Consider the following 14,911-nt stretch of genomic DNA (forward strand, 5'->3'; position numbering starts at 1 on the left):
CTCTGGCTGTCACAGAATATCCCCGCACCGCCCACTAACTGAAATTGGCCCGGCACGTCAAGACTTGAGGACCACCTTCGTGAAAACTTCGTTGAGCACCGGCGACGCCGGGTACTTCACCACCCGGTCGGAGAGTGCCAGCGCGGAGATCGGGAAGGCGATCGGCACGGCCGGCACCGACGCGGCGATCTGCGCGTTGATGGTCTGGTACTGCTCGGTGCGGTCCTTGCCGTCCGGCAGGCCGCGGGCCCGGGCGATCTTGGAGAACACCTGCGGGTCCTGGTAGCCGAACTCGCCGTTCTTCTCGCCGAACAGCGGACCGACGAAGTTGTCCGGGTCCGCGTAGGAACCGTTCCAGCCGAGCAGGTGCAGGGCGTGGTCCCCGGGGGAGGTGACCTTCTGCAGGTAGCCGTCGGACCAGTCCACCGGGACGGGCTTGATGTTCAGGCCGACGGCGATCAGCTCGCGGCTGATCTCGGCGTACACCTTCTCCGGCGTCGGCAGGTACGGCCGGGTGACGTTCAGCGGGTAGTAGAACTTCAGCTCCTCGCCCTTGTACGTGGACTGGGCCAGCAGCTCCTTGGCCTTGGCCGGGTCGTGGCCCAGGGACGGGGCGTTGTTGTTGAAACCGCTCAGCTTCGGCGGCACGAACTGGGAAGCCGAGGACGTGTTGTCGATGAAGAACTTCCGGATCAGGGTGTCCTTGTCCAGGGCCATCTCGATCGCCTGGCGCACCTTGAGGTCCTGCAGGGCGGGGATGTCCTGGTTCATGCCCAGGTACATGACGGAGAACGGGTCGCGCTGGATGATCTGCTTGCCGCGCTTGACCAGCTGGTCGAAGTTGCCCACGGTCACGGAGTCGTACGCGTCGATTTTGCCGTCCAGCAGCGCCTGCATCCGGGTCTGCGGGTGGTCATAGGTGACGAAGTTGATCGTGGCGATCTGGCCCTTGTCGCCCCAGTAGTTCTTGTTGCTGGAGAGCGTGACGGTGTCGTTGTCCCAGGACGTGAAGACGTAGGGCCCGGTTCCCACCGGCTTCAGCGCGTAGGCGGAGACCGGCTGGCCGTCCCTCGTCTGGTTCAGCACGTCGGCGGACTGCGCCGCGAGGGCCTTCGGTGAGGACATGGCGAAGGCGGGCAGGGTCAGCGCCTGCAGGAAGCCGGTGAAGGGCTGGGTCAGGTCGATCTCGACGTTGCCGCCCGCGAGCGGGGTGCAACCCTTGTAGATGGAAAGCGAGGCCTGGTCGGCGTTGGCCTTGAAGACACCCTTGAACGTGGTCCCGGGGGCCTGTTTGCGCAGCGCCTCGGAGAAGTTGAACCAGCGGTTGAAGTTTGTGCACACCGCAGGACCGTCGAACGGCGTACCGTCCTGGAAGGTCACGCCGTCGCGGAGTTTAAAGGTATAGGTGCGGCCGTCGTCGCTGGTCTTCCACTCGGTGGCCAGCAGCGGCGTGGGCTTGCCGCTGTTCTGGTCAACGCCCACCAGGCCCTCGAGGATCTGCCGGGTGACGCGGTAGGAGTCGACGTCGGAGACCAGCGCCGGGTCCAGCCCCAGCGGGCGGGACGCGGTGCCGAAGGTGAAGGTTTCGGTGGGCCCGGTGCCGGCGGCGGCCGACGACGACGGGACCGGCCCGGGTGCGCCCGTGCAGGCGGCGAGGGGGCCAGGAGCAGCAGCGCGCCCAGGCCTGCAACGAGGCGGCGCATCCTGCGCGGTCCTCTGATGGGCGCGGTCCTGCTGGGCACTGAAGAATCACCTCTGGAAACGATGGGGCCGCCGGCTGCGGAGTGAGCCCCATTCTAGTGGACGGTGCCGTGCCGCAAACCCGGCCGCAAACTCCGGCACGGCCCCGGCATGGCGGTGATGAGGCGGCCCGGACACGGCGAAGGCCCGCACCGATGGTGCGGGCCTTCGTTTTCTCCGGTCGGGTCCGGGGAGTCAATCCGAACCCGGAAAGGGAGGTCGGTGGTGGTTACTTCGGCATCAGCACCGAGTCGACCATGTACACGGTGGCGTTGGCGGTCTTGACGCCACCGCAGACGACGTTGGCGCCGTCGACCATCAGGGAATCCTTGCTGCCGGTCACGGTGACCGAGCCGCCCTCAACCGTCTTGTGGGTGCCCACAATCTGGTCCGGGGAGATCTTGCCCGGGACAACGTGGTAGGTCAGGATCTTGCTCAGCAGGGCGTCGTCCGTCTTGAGCTTGTCGATCGTGGCGGCGTCGATCTTCTTGAAGGCGTCATCGGTCGGTGCGAAGACGGTGAATTCGCTGCCGTTCAGGGTGTCCACCAGGTTGACCTTGGGGTTGAGCTTGCCGGAGACGGCGGCGGTCAGCGTGGTGAGGATCGGGTTGTTGGAGGCCGCGGTGGCTACCGGGTCGAGGGCCATGCCGGACACGGAGCCCGCACCGCTGGGGACCTGGGCGGCGTAGGCGGCGCAGCCGGAACCGACAAGGTCGGCGGCCGGATCCATGGCGCCGGCGGAGGCGCTCATCGACGGCGAGGCGCTCATGGAGGGGGAGGCGGCCATGCTCGAGGCGGACGGGGCGGCAGCCGGGGCCGACGAGCTGGAGGAACCGGTGGTGGATCCGCCGCAGGCGGTCAGGCTCAGCATGGCGACGGCGGCGATGCCGGAAACGGCGAGCGTGGTGCGCTTGATGGTCTGCATTGTGAATCTCCTTAGTAGTGCCGATGTTGTGCGTGCAACGGACGGCTTTTCCGGTGCTGCTTTTATTTCGACTGGCGGGCACCGACCCTTGGTTGGTGTCTCACAGAAGATTCGGGGGGTGGGGCCGGGGGGATGGGTGGGATTGCAGAAATATTTTTAAAACAGGAAAACCCCGGCCAAAGACCGGGGTTTTCCATGGTGCGCAAGGGGGACTTGAACCCCCACGCCCGAAGGCACAGGAACCTAAATCCTGCGTGTCTGCCAATTTCACCACTCGCGCGCGGCGCCGTCGTCGGCGGATCCCGGGGGATCCGGCGTCGGACGCCAGGGACCATTCTACAGATCGAGCTTGAGGTCCCGCCGCAGTTTGGCCACGTGGCCCGTGGCGCGCACGTTGTATTGGGCCAGGGTCACCTTGCCGTCCGGTCCCACCACCACGGTGGATCGGATCAGCCCGTCATAGGTCTTGCCGTAGTTCTTCTTCTCGCCCCAGGCGGCGTATGCCTCGGCGACCGTGTGGTCCGGGTCGGAGAGCAGTGGGAAGGTCAGGCCCTCGTTTTCGGCGAATGTGGCGAGCTTGGCGACGGGGTCGGGGAGATGCCGACGACGTCGTAGCCGGCGGCGGAGAGCGAGGCGAGGGAGTCCCTGAAGTCGCAGGCCTGCTTGGTGCAGCCGGGGTTGCCGCCGCCGGGTAGAAGTAGACGACGGTGCTGCGGCCCTTGAAGTCCTTCAGGCCAACGGTCCGGCCGGAGGAATCCTGGAGGCTGAAATCGGGTGCGGTGTCGCCGGGAACGAGTCGTTCTGCCACGGTGGGCTCCTGTTCTTGACGCTCCGGAGAGCGGATGTGACGGACGGAACCCCAGCTTAGTGAGCGCCTGAACCGACGACGAATCAGGGATTAGGTATACTGCTTACTATGCCCGATTTGGATCGCTGGCCCACTGGCCGCCTATTGTCCACGGCAGCACGCCTGGTTGAGCACTCCTGGAACGAAAAGCTGGGAGCAATCGGCCTTACTCACGCGGGGGTCATCGCGATGGAAGTGCTCTCCGTTCATGGCCCCATGACCCAGGCTCAGCTGGCTCAGCTGGTGCGTGTCCAGGCGCAGACGATGGGCAAGACCCTCAGCCGCCTCGAGGCGCACGGCCACATCTCCCGTGAGCGCAGCGTCTCCGACCGCCGCAGCCACGTAGTGACGCTGACCGACCGCGGCCGGGAAGCGGTCGTCGCCGCCGCTGACATGGAACGCTCCGTGCTCGCCGCCGCGTCCATCGACCCGGACACCCTTCGCCACGAGCTGCAGGCCGTGGTGCGTGAACTCGCGAACCGCATTTCCTCCACCGAGGACGCGAAGAACATCGTTGACGCCCCGGTGCCGCAGGTGTCGGCGGACGTCAGCACCCTCTCCTAACCGGTCCCTCCCGGCCGGCGTCGGCCGGTCCCCGCACGAGCACGCCGCGAACTGCGTGTCACGCCCCGGGGAGCCTGTCCGCCTCGCATAGGGTTGTGTGCCATGGACACGTCGCACCCGCCTGAGCTGGAAGGGCAGACCTCGATCAACGAGCTGCTCGACGAGCCCGTGGGCGCAGACCCGGTCCAGCTGGTCCTGCCCCTGCTTTTCCACCCGGCGCTCCGCGTCCGCGGCTGAGTCCGCGCCGGATTCCCTCATGACCGATTACCGCTGTATGCGCCGCCCCTCCCCGGGAGCCGTTGCCGCGGCGCTGGCCGCAACGGTCCTGGCCCTCACGATCTCGGCGGCCCCGGCCGGAGCAGAGACATGTGCGCCCGTGATCGTGTTGCCCCTCGGGCCCTGCCAACCGACGGCTCCGTCCAGTCCACGGCCTACGGCGACTGCCAGCCCGGCACCCGTCCCCACCACTGCTCCCGTTGCGCCGGCTCCCGCCCCGGCCGCTCCCGTGGCCCCGGCACCGGCGCCGGCCTCCCCGGCGGACCGGGCCACAACGGCCGCCACCAGTGCGCCGCCGGCAACCGCCGCGCCGGCCACACCCGCAAGCCCTGCGTCCCCGGCCCGGACGCCCTCCGCTTCCGTTCCGCAGCAGCCCGCCGCCTCTACCCTCCCGACGACCGCTTCCACGGCCGGAGGCGCCCCGGAAGAGCCGGAACCGGGGGAGCCGGAACCGGGGGAGCGGGCCACCGTGGGGCTGGGTGCCGCCCTGCTGGCCGGCGGCGGCGTCCTGGTCTCGGCATCAGCTGCCCTGGGACTGCGCGCCCGCCGCCTCCGGTTGCTCTGACCAGACAGACCCTTCCAGTGGGGAGGTCCTGCCTTTGGATTTCCCAGCCTGCAGTTTGCAACCCGCGCAGACACGAAAAAGCCGCTCCAACTCCGAATTTCATCGGTGTTGGAGCGGCTTCTCTTCTTGTGCACCCCCGGGACTCGAACCCGGAACCCATTGATTAAGAGTCAATTGCTCTGCCAGTTGAGCTAGAGGTGCAGCTGTTGTTTTCGTTTCCCCCGGGCTGTTTATTTCCCGCGGTGTTCTCCGCAACGACATGAAACTCTACACGAGATTTGCCGGAGCGCGAAATCGGGGGCTTGGCGGTGCTCCACGCGGACCGGGTGACGGGCGGCAACCCCGCAATTTCGCGGATTTAGGCCCTCCGGGGGCCGCCTGCCCGCTCCCGAAATGAGGTCGGGAGAGGCGGCGGGCCCCCGTCGTCCAATGTGAAGTGAGCCACAGTGCGGGAGTGTCAGAGCCTGACGCGGCGGGGCGGGCGGAAGCCGGCGGCCTCGGCATGCGCTGCCGACTCGAACCACACCCCGGCCCGGGCCTCGTCGTAGCCCTGGCTGGTCTCTTCGTAGTACGTCATGGTTTCCGCGTCGCCCTTGACGGTGAAGTCGGCCGGACCGCTGCCATCGGCCGCAGGTGCGGCGGAGCCCTGACCGTAGGGCTCATCGGCGGCGAGATGGCCGATGGGCTCCGGCTCGGGCATGGGTTCATGCATCGGCTCCCGGACGGGTTCGGGCGCAGGCTCGCGCATCTGCTCGGGGGCCGGCGTGTGCACCGGGGCGGCCGGCTCGTGCGTGGACGCGGGCGAGGGTTCCGGGGCCGGGGGAGCGGCGTGGCTGGCCGAGCCCTCGACGGCGGCGGAGGATGCTGCCGCTTGCAGGGTCTCCGCCTCGGCGGCCTCGGCCGCCGCGGACTCCGCTCCCGGAAGAGTGGGCGCGTGGGCTCCGGTGTACTCCGGGTGGTGCACCGGAGCAGCGTGGGTTGCTGCAGGTTCAGCCGCGGCCGGGGCGGGCTCGGCGTCGGCGGCGGGTTCCGGTGCCGGCTCGGTGGTGGGTTCCTGAGCGGCAGCCGGTTCGGCACTCGTTTCGGTGGCAGATTCGGCAACAGGCTCAGGGGCCGGCGCGGGTACGGGGGCAGGAGCAGCGGCTGCCGGCGCGACGGGCTCCCGCTCCGCGGTCCGCGGCGTGCTGCCGGTGGCCTGTGTACCGGTGGCCTGTGTGCCGGTTGCCTGCGTCCCGCCGCCGCGCCGGCTGTTGCGGTTCAGGAGGGTCCACACCACCGCGACGATCAGCACGATGACAATGAGCCAGATAATCCAATCCATGGCCAGATCCTTCGGGTCGGGCGGCAGGGTTGCCGTGTGCTTGACGTTACGTCCGGCCCCCGCGGGTGTCCAGCAACGCCCCGGCCGCCCGTGTAGCCTCGGCTCATGGATTTCAAGAGGCTGCGGATCCTCCGCGAACTGGCGGACCGCGGCACCGTCGGGGCCACTGCGGAGGCCATGCAGGTCACCCCGTCTGCCGTCTCCCAGCAGCTGAAAACGCTCCAGGAGGAACTCGGGGTGGTGCTGGTCGAAAAGTCCGGGCGGGGCGTCCGCCTGACCGAGGCCGGCTTGGCGATGGCCGGCGCCGCTGCGGAGGTGTCCACCGCCATGGCCCGGGCCGAGGCCACCATCGACACCTACCGCCGCGGCTGGCAGACACGGGTGAGCGCGGCGTTCTTCCCCAGCGCCGCGGAAATGTTCCTGCCGGGACTGCTGCACCGGGTCCGCGAGATCGACGGCCTGCGCTTCGAGGCTCACTTCGAGGACCCCGGCGTCGCCGGCTTCGCCGCCCTGGCCGCCGACTACGACGTCGTCCTCGCGCACAGCGTGGACGGCCCCGAGGTCTTCGCCCGGCAGGGCCTGGACGTGGTCCCGCTCCTCGACGAGCCGCTGGACGTGGCTGTCCCCGCGGGACATCCGCTCGCGGCCAAGGCCAGCCTCAGCGCCCAGGACGTCATCGGCTGCCCGTGGATGGGTGTGCCGGACGGCTTCCCCTTTGACACCGTGCTGCGCCAGATCGAAATGCAGGCGGACTCCCCGGCGCTGCGCGCCCAGCTCTACCCGGACCTGCGCGTCCTCGAGGCCCTGGTCAGTGCCGGGCACGGGCTCAGCCTGCTGCCGCGCTACACGGCCCTGAAGAACCAGGGTCGTGGTTTCGTGCTGCGCCCCCTCCGCGGCGTGAAGGCGAGCCGCAGCATCGTGGTGCTGGCCCGCCCCGAGGCCGCGGCCCGCACCACCATCCAGGAAGTGATCGCCCTGTTGCAGGCAGAGGCGCGGGCGGTGGCGCTGGCGCCGGAACTCCGTGGCGGAGATCACGGGAAACCCGCTGTCCAAGCTGCAGCTTCCGCGGAGTGAGGCGTGCGCCCACCGTGAGGGCGCGGAAATATTCCGGAATTGCCGCTTAATCCGGCCCCCTGGCTCGTTGGCATCATCGCCGGACCCATAGACTTTGAGCCATGAGCCAGGACACCGAAGCAGCAGCAGCCACCCCGGACATCAAGCCCCGCAGCCGCGTCGTCACCGATGGCATCCACGCAGCCCCCGCCCGCGGCATGTTCCGCGCCGTCGGCATGGGCGATGACGACTTCGCCAAGCCGCAGGTGGGCGTCGCCAGCTCGTGGAACGAAATCACCCCCTGCAACCTCTCCCTGAACCGGCTGGCCCAGGGCGCCAAGGAAGGCGTCCACGCCGGCGGCGGCTTCCCCATGCAGTTCGGCACCATCTCCGTCTCCGACGGCATCTCCATGGGCCACGAGGGCATGCACTTCTCCCTGGTCTCCCGTGAAGTCATTGCCGACTCGGTCGAGACCGTCATGCAGGCCGAGCGGATTGACGGCTCGGTCCTGCTGGCCGGCTGCGACAAGTCCCTCCCGGGCATGCTGATGGCTGCGGCCCGCCTGGACCTTTCCAGCGTCTTCCTCTACGCCGGCTCGATCATGCCCGGCTGGGTCAAGCTCGAGGACGGCTCCGAGAAGGAAGTCACCCTCATCGACGCCTTCGAGGCCGTGGGCGCCTGCGCCGCCGGCAAGATGAGCATGGAGGATCTCACCCGCATCGAAAAGGCCATCTGCCCGGGCGAAGGCGCCTGCGGCGGCATGTACACCGCCAACACCATGGCCTGCATCGGCGAGGCCCTGGGCATGTCCCTCCCCGGTTCCGCCGCCCCGCCCTCGGCCGACCGCCGCCGCGACGACTTCGCCCGCAAGTCCGGCGAGGCCGTGGTGAACCTGCTCCGCCTCGGCATCACCGCCCGCGACATCATGACCAAGAAGGCCTTCGAGAACGCCATCGCCGTCACCATGGCCTTCGGCGGTTCCACCAACGCGGTCCTGCACCTGCTGGCCATCGCCCGCGAGGCCGAGGTCGAGCTGACCCTGGACGACTTCAACCGCATCGGCGACAAGATCCCGCACCTGGGCGACCTCAAGCCCTTCGGCCGCTACGTCATGACCGACGTCGACAGGATCGGCGGCGTGCCGGTGATCATGAAGGCGCTGCTCGACGCCGGCCTGCTGCACGGCGACTGCCTCACCGTGACCGGCAAGACCGTCGCGGAGAACCTGGACGCCATCAACCCGCCGGACGTCGACGGCAAGATCCTCCGCGCCCTGGACAACCCGATCCACAAGACCGGCGGCATCACCATCCTGCACGGCTCGATGGCCCCGGAAGGCGCCGTCGTCAAGAGCGCCGGCTTCGACGCCGACGTCTTCGAGGGCACCGCCCGCGTCTTCGAACGCGAACAGGGCGCCCTGGACGCGCTGGACAAGGGTGAGATCAAGGCCGGCGACGTCGTCGTCATCCGCTACGAGGGTCCCAAGGGCGGCCCGGGCATGCGCGAGATGCTCGCCATCACCGGCGCCATCAAGGGTGCCGGCCTCGGCAAGGACGTCCTGCTGCTGACCGACGGACGCTTCTCCGGCGGCACCACCGGCCTCTGCATCGGCCACGTCGCACCCGAAGCGGTCGACGGCGGTCCGATCGCCTTCGTCAAGGACGGCGACCGCATCCGCGTCGACATTGCCTCCCGCTCCTTCGACCTGCTGGTCGACCCCGCCGAGTTGGAAGCCCGCAAGGAAGGCTGGCAGCCGCTGCCGGCCAAATTCACCAAGGGCGTCCTGGCCAAGTACGCCAAGCTCGTCCACAGCGCCTCCACCGGCGCCTATTGCGGCTAGCACCCCTTCCGGGGCCGCGGCGCGACGCCGCGGCCCCGCGTTCAGCAGGTGGACAATGGTGTCCAAATAGTGAGACAGGCGGGGGCCTCGTTGACACCCGTCTCGCTCAGAGGGAAAACTGAACGCATGACCGCAATCGTTACCGCCGGCATTGCTGCAGGTGTATCCGTCGTCCTTACCAAGCGCGTGGCCTCATAGCCTCCACTGGTAACGAACCGTCACGCGCAAACCCCTCGAAGAGCCGGCAGGCTGAGGGGTTTTTTATTTCCGCTCCACCCGCACCGCCAGCACCACACGATCACTGTAGATCCACCCGAAGATCCACCTAAGGAAGAGTCCGATGAGCAAAGGATCGCCGATCAGCCCCTCGCTGATGGCTACGAAGTCCGCTGGAGCGCACAAAGCTCCGGAACGCGTCGAACGACCGGCCGACACCGCCGTCGTCGAGCATGCTGCTGCCTCTCCCGTCCTTGGGCCGAACAACGTCGTACCCCCGACGGTGATGACCGGCTCGCAAGCAATCGTCCGCGCGCTCGAAGAACTCGGCGTCGAGGACATTTTCGGTTTGCCCGGTGGCGCGATCCTGCCCACCTATGACCCCTTGATGGCCTCCAGGATGAATCACGTCCTGGTCCGTCACGAACAGGGAGCCGGCCACGCCGCGCAAGGCTATGCCATGGTCACCGGACGGGTGGGCGTCTGCATCGCCACCTCCGGCCCCGGTGCCACCAACCTCGTTACCGCCATCATGGATGCCCACATGGACTCCGTGCCGATGGTGGCCATCACTGGCCAGGTCTCCAGCGGAGTCATCGGCACCGATGCCTTCCAGGAAGCCGACATTGTCGGCATCACCATGCCGATCACCAAGCACTCGTTCCTGGTCACCGACGCAAACGACATCCCGCACGTGATGGCGGAGGCGTTCCACCTCGCCTCGACCGGCCGCCCCGGCCCGGTCCTGGTGGACGTGGCCAAGGACGCCCAGCAGTCCGAGATGACCTTCTCCTGGCCACCGAAGATCGACTTGCCCGGCTACCGCCCGGTGCTCCGCGGCCACAGCAAGCAGGTCCGGGAGGCGGCGCGCCTGATCGCGGCCGCCAAGAAGCCGGTCCTGTACGTAGGCGGCGGTGTGGTCAAGGCCCACGCCTCCGCGGAGCTGCGGGAACTGGCCGAGCTCTCCGGCGCCCCCGTGGTCACCACCCTGATGGCCCGCGGCGTGTTCCCCGACTCCCACCCGCAGCACGTCGGCATGCCCGGCATGCACGGCACGGTCTCGGCCGTCACCGCGCTGCAGCAGTCGGACCTGCTGATCACCCTCGGCGCCCGGTTTGATGACCGGGTCACCGGCATCCTCTCCTCCTTCGCCCCGCACGCGAAGGTGATCCACGCGGACATCGACCCCGCGGAAATCTCCAAGAACCGCACCGCGGACGTGCCGATCGTGGGTTCGGTCAAGGAGATCATCCCCGAACTGAGCGAGGCCCTGCGGCTGCAGTTCGAGGCCTCCGGCACCCCGGACCTGGCCAACTGGTGGGCCTTCCTGAATAACCTCAAGGAGACCTACCCCCTCGGCTGGACCGAACCCGAGGATGGCCTGACCGCCCCGCAGCGGGTCATCGAGCGGATCGGTGCCCTGACCGGCCCCGAGGGCGTCTACGTCGCCGGCGTGGGCCAGCACCAGATGTGGGCCTCACAGTTCATCAAGTACGAGCGCCCCCACGCCTGGCTGAACTCCGGCGGCGCCGGCACCATGGGCTACGCCGTGCCCGCGGCGATGGGCGCCAAGGTGGGCAACCCGGACCGCGTGGTCTGGGCGATCGACGGCGACGGCTGCTTCCAGATGACCAACCAGGAACTTGCCACCTGCGCGATCAACAACATCCCCATCAAGGTCGCCGTCATCAACAACTCATCCCTCGGCATGGTCCGCCAGTGGCAGACCCTGTTCTACGAGGGCCGTTACTCCAACACGGACCTCAACACTGGCCACGACACCGTCCGCATCCCGGACTTCGTCAAGCTCGCCGACGCCTACGGCTGCGCAGCCCTGCGCTGCGAACGCGACGAGGATATCGACGCGACCATCCAGAAGGCCCTGGAAATCAACGACCGTCCCGTGGTGATCGACTTCGTCGTCAGCCCCAACTCCATGGTCTGGCCGATGGTGCCCGCCGGAGTGAGCAACGACCAGATCCAGGTCGCCCGGAACATGACCCCGGACTGGGAAGAAGAGGACTGACCATGACCCGCCACACACTCTCCGTCCTGGTCGAGGACAAGCCCGGCGTGCTGACCCGCGTGGCCAGCCTCTTCGCCCGGCGCGCCTTCAACATCAACTCCCTGGCCGTCGGCCCGACCGAGGTCGCCGGCATCTCCCGGATGACCGTCGTCGTCGACGCCGACGGCCAGCTGATCGAGCAGGTCACCAAGCAGCTGAATAAGCTGGTCAACGTGATCAAGATCGTCGAGCTCACCCCAGAATCTTCCGTACAGCGCGACCACATCCTGGTCAAGGTACGGGCGGACGCCGCAACCCGGCTGCAGGTAACCCAGGCAGCCGACCTCTTCCGCGCATCGGTGGTCGACGTCTCCACAGAGTCGGTCGTCATCGAGGCCACCGGCCACCCCGACAAGCTCACGGCACTGCTCTCGGTGCTTGAGCCCTTTGGCATCCGCGAAATCGTGCAGTCCGGCACCCTGGCCGTCGGCCGCGGGTCCCGCTCGATGAGCGACCGGGCCCTGCGCTCCGCGTAGGCCGCGCCGCACCTGCAGCACAGCGCCACACGAATTCACAGACAACACCCCACGAATCCATTAATAAGGAGACACCCCAGTGACTGAAATGTTTTACGACGACGACGCCGACCTGTCGATCATCCAGGGCCGCACCGTCGCCGTGATCGGTTACGGATCCCAGGGCCACGCCCACGCCCTCAGCCTGCGCGATTCCGGTGTTGACGTCCGCGTCGGGCTCAAGGAAGGGTCGAAGTCCCGCGCCAAGGCCGAGGCTGAGGGCCTGCGCGTCCTCAACGTCGCCGACGCCGTCGCCGAGGCCGACCTGATCATGGTCCTCACCCCGGACCAGGTCCAGCGCCACGTCTACGCCGAGGACATCGCCCCGAACCTGCAGGCCGGCGACGCCCTGTTCTTCGGCCACGGCTTCAACATCCGCTACGGCTACATCCAGCCGCCGGCCGACGTCGACGTCGCCCTGGTCGCCCCCAAGGGCCCGGGCCACATCGTCCGCCGCGAATTCGAGGCCGGCCGCGGCGTGCCGGACCTGATCGCCGTCGAGCAGAACCCGTCCGGCAAGGCCAAGGAACTGGCCCTGTCCTACGCCAAGGCCATCGGCGGCACCCGCGCCGGCGTTATCGAGACCACCTTCACCGAAGAGACCGAAACCGACCTCTTCGGCGAGCAGGCGGTCCTCTGCGGCGGCGCCTCGCAGCTGATCATGTACGGCTTCGAGACCCTGACCGAGGCCGGCTACAAGCCCGAGGTTGCCTACTTCGAGGTGCTGCACGAGCTCAAGCTGATCGTCGACCTGATGGTCGAGGGCGGCATCGCGAAGCAGCGCTGGAGCGTCTCCGACACCGCCGAGTACGGCGACTACGTCTCCGGCCCGCGGGTCATCACCCCCGAGGTGAAGGAGAACATGAAGGCCGTCCTCAAGGACATCCAGGACGGCACCTTCGCCAAGCGCTTCATCGACGACCAGGACGCCGGCGCACCGGAGTTCAAGGCCCTTCGCAAGAAGGGTGAGGACCACCCGATCGAGGCCACCGGCCGGGAACTGCGCAAGCTGTTCTCTTGGATCAAGAACGAAGACGACTACACCGAAGGATCAGTCGCCCGCTAGGGAACTGACCGGCAGGGGGAGCCGGACACCCAGACGGGGGTCCGGCTTTCCCTGTGTTTACCCGCACCATCTGTTTACCCGCGCCATCGATTCACCAAAATCCCCACCTGAAAACAAGAGAGCTAAAGAGGTCACCGGTGACAAGCACCAAACCTGTCGTACTCCTCGCCGAGGAACTTTCGCCCGCCACAGTCGAGGCCCTCGGCCCGGACTTCGAGATCCGCCAGACCGACGGCGCCGACCGTTCCCAGCTGCTCTCGGCGATCGCCGACGTGGACGCGATCCTGATCCGCTCGGCCACCCAGGTCGACGCTGAGGCCATCGCCGCGGCGAAGAACCTCAAGGTCATCGCCCGTGCCGGCGTCGGACTCGACAACGTGGACATCAAGGCCGCCACCCAGGCCGGCGTCATGGTGGTCAACGCCCCGACGTCGAACATCGTCTCCGCCGCAGAACTGACCGTCGGCCACATCCTGAGCCTGGCCCGGCACATCCCGCAGGCCTCCGCGGCGCTCAAGAACGGCGAGTGGAAGCGCTCCAAGTACACCGGTACCGAACTGTTCGAGAAGAAGATCGGCATCATCGGCCTCGGCCGCATCGGCGCACTGGTCGCGGCCCGGCTGAAGGGCTTCGACACCAAGATCCTCGCCTACGACCCCTACATCACCTCCGCCCGGGCCGCCCAGCTCGGCGTGCAGCTGGTGACCCTGGACGAGCTGCTGGCCCAGTCCGACTTCATCACCATCCACATGCCCAAGACCCCGGAAACGGTCGGCATGCTCGGCGCCGACGCGTTCCGGAAGATGAAGCCCACCGCGTACGTCGTCAACGTCGCCCGCGGCGGCCTGGTGGACGAGGAAGCCCTCTACACCGCGCTGGAGTCCGGCGAGATCGCCGGCGCCGGCGTCGACGTGTTCGTCAAGGAGCCCAGCACCGACCTGCCCTTCTTCAAGCTTGACAACGTGGTGGTCACCCCGCACCTGGGCGCCTCCACCGATGAGGCCCAGGAGAAGGCCGGCGTCTCGGTGGCCAAGTCCGTCCGCCAGGCCCTGGCTGGCGAGCTGGTCCCGGACGCCGTGAACGTCGCAGGCGGCGTGATCGCCCCCGACGTGCGCCCCGGCATCCCGCTGATCGAGAAGCTGGGCCGGATCTTCACCGCCATGACCCACGCGTCGCTGACCCAGTTCGACGTCGAGGTCGCCGGTGAGATCTCCGAACTGGACGTCAAGGTCCTCGAACTCGCCGCGCTCAAGGGCATTTTCGCCGACGTCGTCACCGAGCAGGTCTCCTACGTCAACGCCCCGGTGATCGCCGAGCAGCGCGGCATCAACGTCCGGCTGATCACCACCCCGGACACCGAGTCCTACCGCAACGTCCTGACCCTGCGCGGGGCGCTCAGCGACGGCAGCCAGATCTCCGTGGCCGGCACCCTGACCGGACCCAAGCAGATCGAGAAGCTGGTCGGCATCAACGGCTTCGAGGTCGAAATCCCGATCAGCGAGCACCTCGTGGTGGTCGCCTATTCGGACCGCCCCGGCGTGATCGGCACCATAGGCCACATCCTCGGCATGAACAACATCAACATCGCCGGCATGCAGGTGGCCCGGCAGGCCGAGGGCGGCCAGGTGCTCGCACTGCTGACCATCGACAGCTCCGTGCCGCAGCAGGTCCTTGACGCCATCAAGGCCGGCATCGGCGCCGAGATGGTGCGCGAAGTGGACCTCGAGGACTAAGCACCCTTACCGGTTTGCCTGCGGCGGCGCGTCCGCCGCAGGCGTCCGGGAACCACCGGCCGGTCTGCGTACAATAGCTACGTCCGATTCCAGGATGTGGCCGGCAGACCGGCCTTTACTTTTGCACGCCCGGCAGGGAAGCCTTCTCATCCGCGCCGAGAACCCGCGGACCACGAACAGCGGC

At 67.9% G+C, this 14,911-nt stretch carries 11 protein-coding genes, 2 tRNA genes and 1 pseudogene; 8 read left to right on the forward strand and 6 right to left on the reverse strand.

The features are described 5' to 3' along the window. Nucleotides 1-57: 57 nt before the first annotated feature. The 4 genes and pseudogenes from ACRQ5B_RS12215 to bcp all read right to left on the reverse strand — a co-directional run bounded on the left by ACRQ5B_RS12215 (nt 58) and on the right by bcp (nt 3,473). Entirely contained in the window at nt 58-1,482 is a 1,425-nt protein-coding gene (locus ACRQ5B_RS12215; RefSeq protein WP_432394207.1) for an ABC transporter substrate-binding protein, read from the reverse strand. Nucleotides 1,483-1,969: 487 nt separating this feature from the next. Further along, nucleotides 1,970-2,665: a fasciclin domain-containing protein gene (locus ACRQ5B_RS12220; RefSeq protein ID WP_364134872.1), complete on the reverse strand. Its 696-nt coding sequence runs from the start codon at nt 2,663-2,665 to the stop codon at nt 1,970-1,972. A 196-nt stretch (nt 2,666-2,861) separates the two neighbouring features. Beyond that, a tRNA-Leu gene (locus ACRQ5B_RS12225) sits at nt 2,862-2,945 on the reverse strand. Nucleotides 2,946-3,001: 56 nt separating this feature from the next. Continuing rightward, nucleotides 3,002-3,473: pseudogene (gene bcp / locus ACRQ5B_RS12230) on the reverse strand (thioredoxin-dependent thiol peroxidase). 108 nt (nt 3,474-3,581) lie between these two features. Here bcp and ACRQ5B_RS12235 point away from each other — a divergent pair. Next, nucleotides 3,582-4,076: a MarR family winged helix-turn-helix transcriptional regulator gene (locus ACRQ5B_RS12235; protein ID WP_432394210.1), complete on the forward strand. Its 495-nt coding sequence runs from the start codon at nt 3,582-3,584 to the stop codon at nt 4,074-4,076. A gap of 102 nt (nt 4,077-4,178) precedes the next feature. After that, nucleotides 4,179-4,313 carry a hypothetical protein gene (locus ACRQ5B_RS12240; RefSeq protein WP_290257472.1) on the forward strand — a complete coding sequence of 45 codons (135 nt, stop codon included), beginning with the start codon at nt 4,179-4,181 and terminating at the stop codon, nt 4,311-4,313. 733 nt (nt 4,314-5,046) lie between these two features. Here the strand turns inward: ACRQ5B_RS12240 and ACRQ5B_RS12245 are convergent. Then, a tRNA-Lys gene (locus ACRQ5B_RS12245) sits at nt 5,047-5,118 on the reverse strand. A gap of 256 nt (nt 5,119-5,374) precedes the next feature. Next, complete coding sequence (locus ACRQ5B_RS12250) at nt 5,375-6,238, reverse strand: hypothetical protein (RefSeq protein ID WP_432394214.1); 864 nt, start codon at nt 6,236-6,238, stop codon at nt 5,375-5,377. Between the two features lie 105 nt (nt 6,239-6,343). Between ACRQ5B_RS12250 and ACRQ5B_RS12255 the strand changes: the two genes are divergently transcribed. The 6 genes from ACRQ5B_RS12255 to serA all read left to right on the forward strand — a co-directional run bounded on the left by ACRQ5B_RS12255 (nt 6,344) and on the right by serA (nt 14,727). Continuing rightward, nucleotides 6,344-7,312, forward strand: coding sequence for a LysR family transcriptional regulator (locus ACRQ5B_RS12255; protein ID WP_412883354.1), 969 nt, complete (start codon nt 6,344-6,346; stop codon nt 7,310-7,312). A 101-nt stretch (nt 7,313-7,413) separates the two neighbouring features. Continuing rightward, nucleotides 7,414-9,132 (forward strand): dihydroxy-acid dehydratase, encoded by a 1,719-nt coding sequence (ilvD, locus tag ACRQ5B_RS12260; RefSeq protein ID WP_432394218.1) that lies wholly within the window; start codon nt 7,414-7,416, stop codon nt 9,130-9,132. A 340-nt stretch (nt 9,133-9,472) separates the two neighbouring features. Continuing rightward, nucleotides 9,473-11,374, forward strand: coding sequence for an acetolactate synthase large subunit (locus ACRQ5B_RS12265; protein ID WP_432394221.1), 1,902 nt, complete (start codon nt 9,473-9,475; stop codon nt 11,372-11,374). Between the two features lie 2 nt (nt 11,375-11,376). Beyond that, the gene (gene ilvN / locus ACRQ5B_RS12270; RefSeq protein ID WP_432394224.1) at nt 11,377-11,889 is read left to right on the forward strand and encodes an acetolactate synthase small subunit; all 513 of its coding nucleotides are present in this window, start codon (nt 11,377-11,379) and stop codon (nt 11,887-11,889) included. 79 nt (nt 11,890-11,968) lie between these two features. Continuing rightward, nucleotides 11,969-12,994, forward strand: coding sequence for a ketol-acid reductoisomerase (gene ilvC / locus ACRQ5B_RS12275; protein ID WP_290257480.1), 1,026 nt, complete (start codon nt 11,969-11,971; stop codon nt 12,992-12,994). Nucleotides 12,995-13,131: 137 nt separating this feature from the next. Next, the gene (serA, locus tag ACRQ5B_RS12280) at nt 13,132-14,727 is read left to right on the forward strand and encodes a phosphoglycerate dehydrogenase (protein WP_364134893.1); all 1,596 of its coding nucleotides are present in this window, start codon (nt 13,132-13,134) and stop codon (nt 14,725-14,727) included. Nucleotides 14,728-14,911 lie beyond the last annotated feature (184 nt).

Source organism: Pseudarthrobacter sp. L19 (genome assembly GCF_050859435.1).
Classification (GTDB): domain Bacteria; phylum Actinomycetota; class Actinomycetes; order Actinomycetales; family Micrococcaceae; genus Arthrobacter.

What these genes read in the sequence shown, in the direction of transcription:
- ACRQ5B_RS12255 (WP_412883354.1), top strand. Translation starts at nt 6,344, where the DNA reads ATGGATTTCAAGAGGCTGCGGATCCTCCGCGAACTGGCGGACCGCGGC.
- ACRQ5B_RS12250 (WP_432394214.1), bottom strand. Translation starts at nt 6,238, where the DNA reads ATGGATTGGATTATCTGGCTCATTGTCATCGTGCTGATCGTCGCGGTG.
- ACRQ5B_RS12220 (WP_364134872.1), bottom strand. Translation starts at nt 2,665, where the DNA reads ATGCAGACCATCAAGCGCACCACGCTCGCCGTTTCCGGCATCGCCGCC.
- ilvD (WP_432394218.1), top strand. Translation starts at nt 7,414, where the DNA reads ATGAGCCAGGACACCGAAGCAGCAGCAGCCACCCCGGACATCAAGCCC.
- ACRQ5B_RS12235 (WP_432394210.1), top strand. Translation starts at nt 3,582, where the DNA reads ATGCCCGATTTGGATCGCTGGCCCACTGGCCGCCTATTGTCCACGGCA.
- ACRQ5B_RS12265 (WP_432394221.1), top strand. Translation starts at nt 9,473, where the DNA reads ATGAGCAAAGGATCGCCGATCAGCCCCTCGCTGATGGCTACGAAGTCC.
- ilvN (WP_432394224.1), top strand. Translation starts at nt 11,377, where the DNA reads ATGACCCGCCACACACTCTCCGTCCTGGTCGAGGACAAGCCCGGCGTG.
- ACRQ5B_RS12240 (WP_290257472.1), top strand. Translation starts at nt 4,179, where the DNA reads ATGGACACGTCGCACCCGCCTGAGCTGGAAGGGCAGACCTCGATCAAC.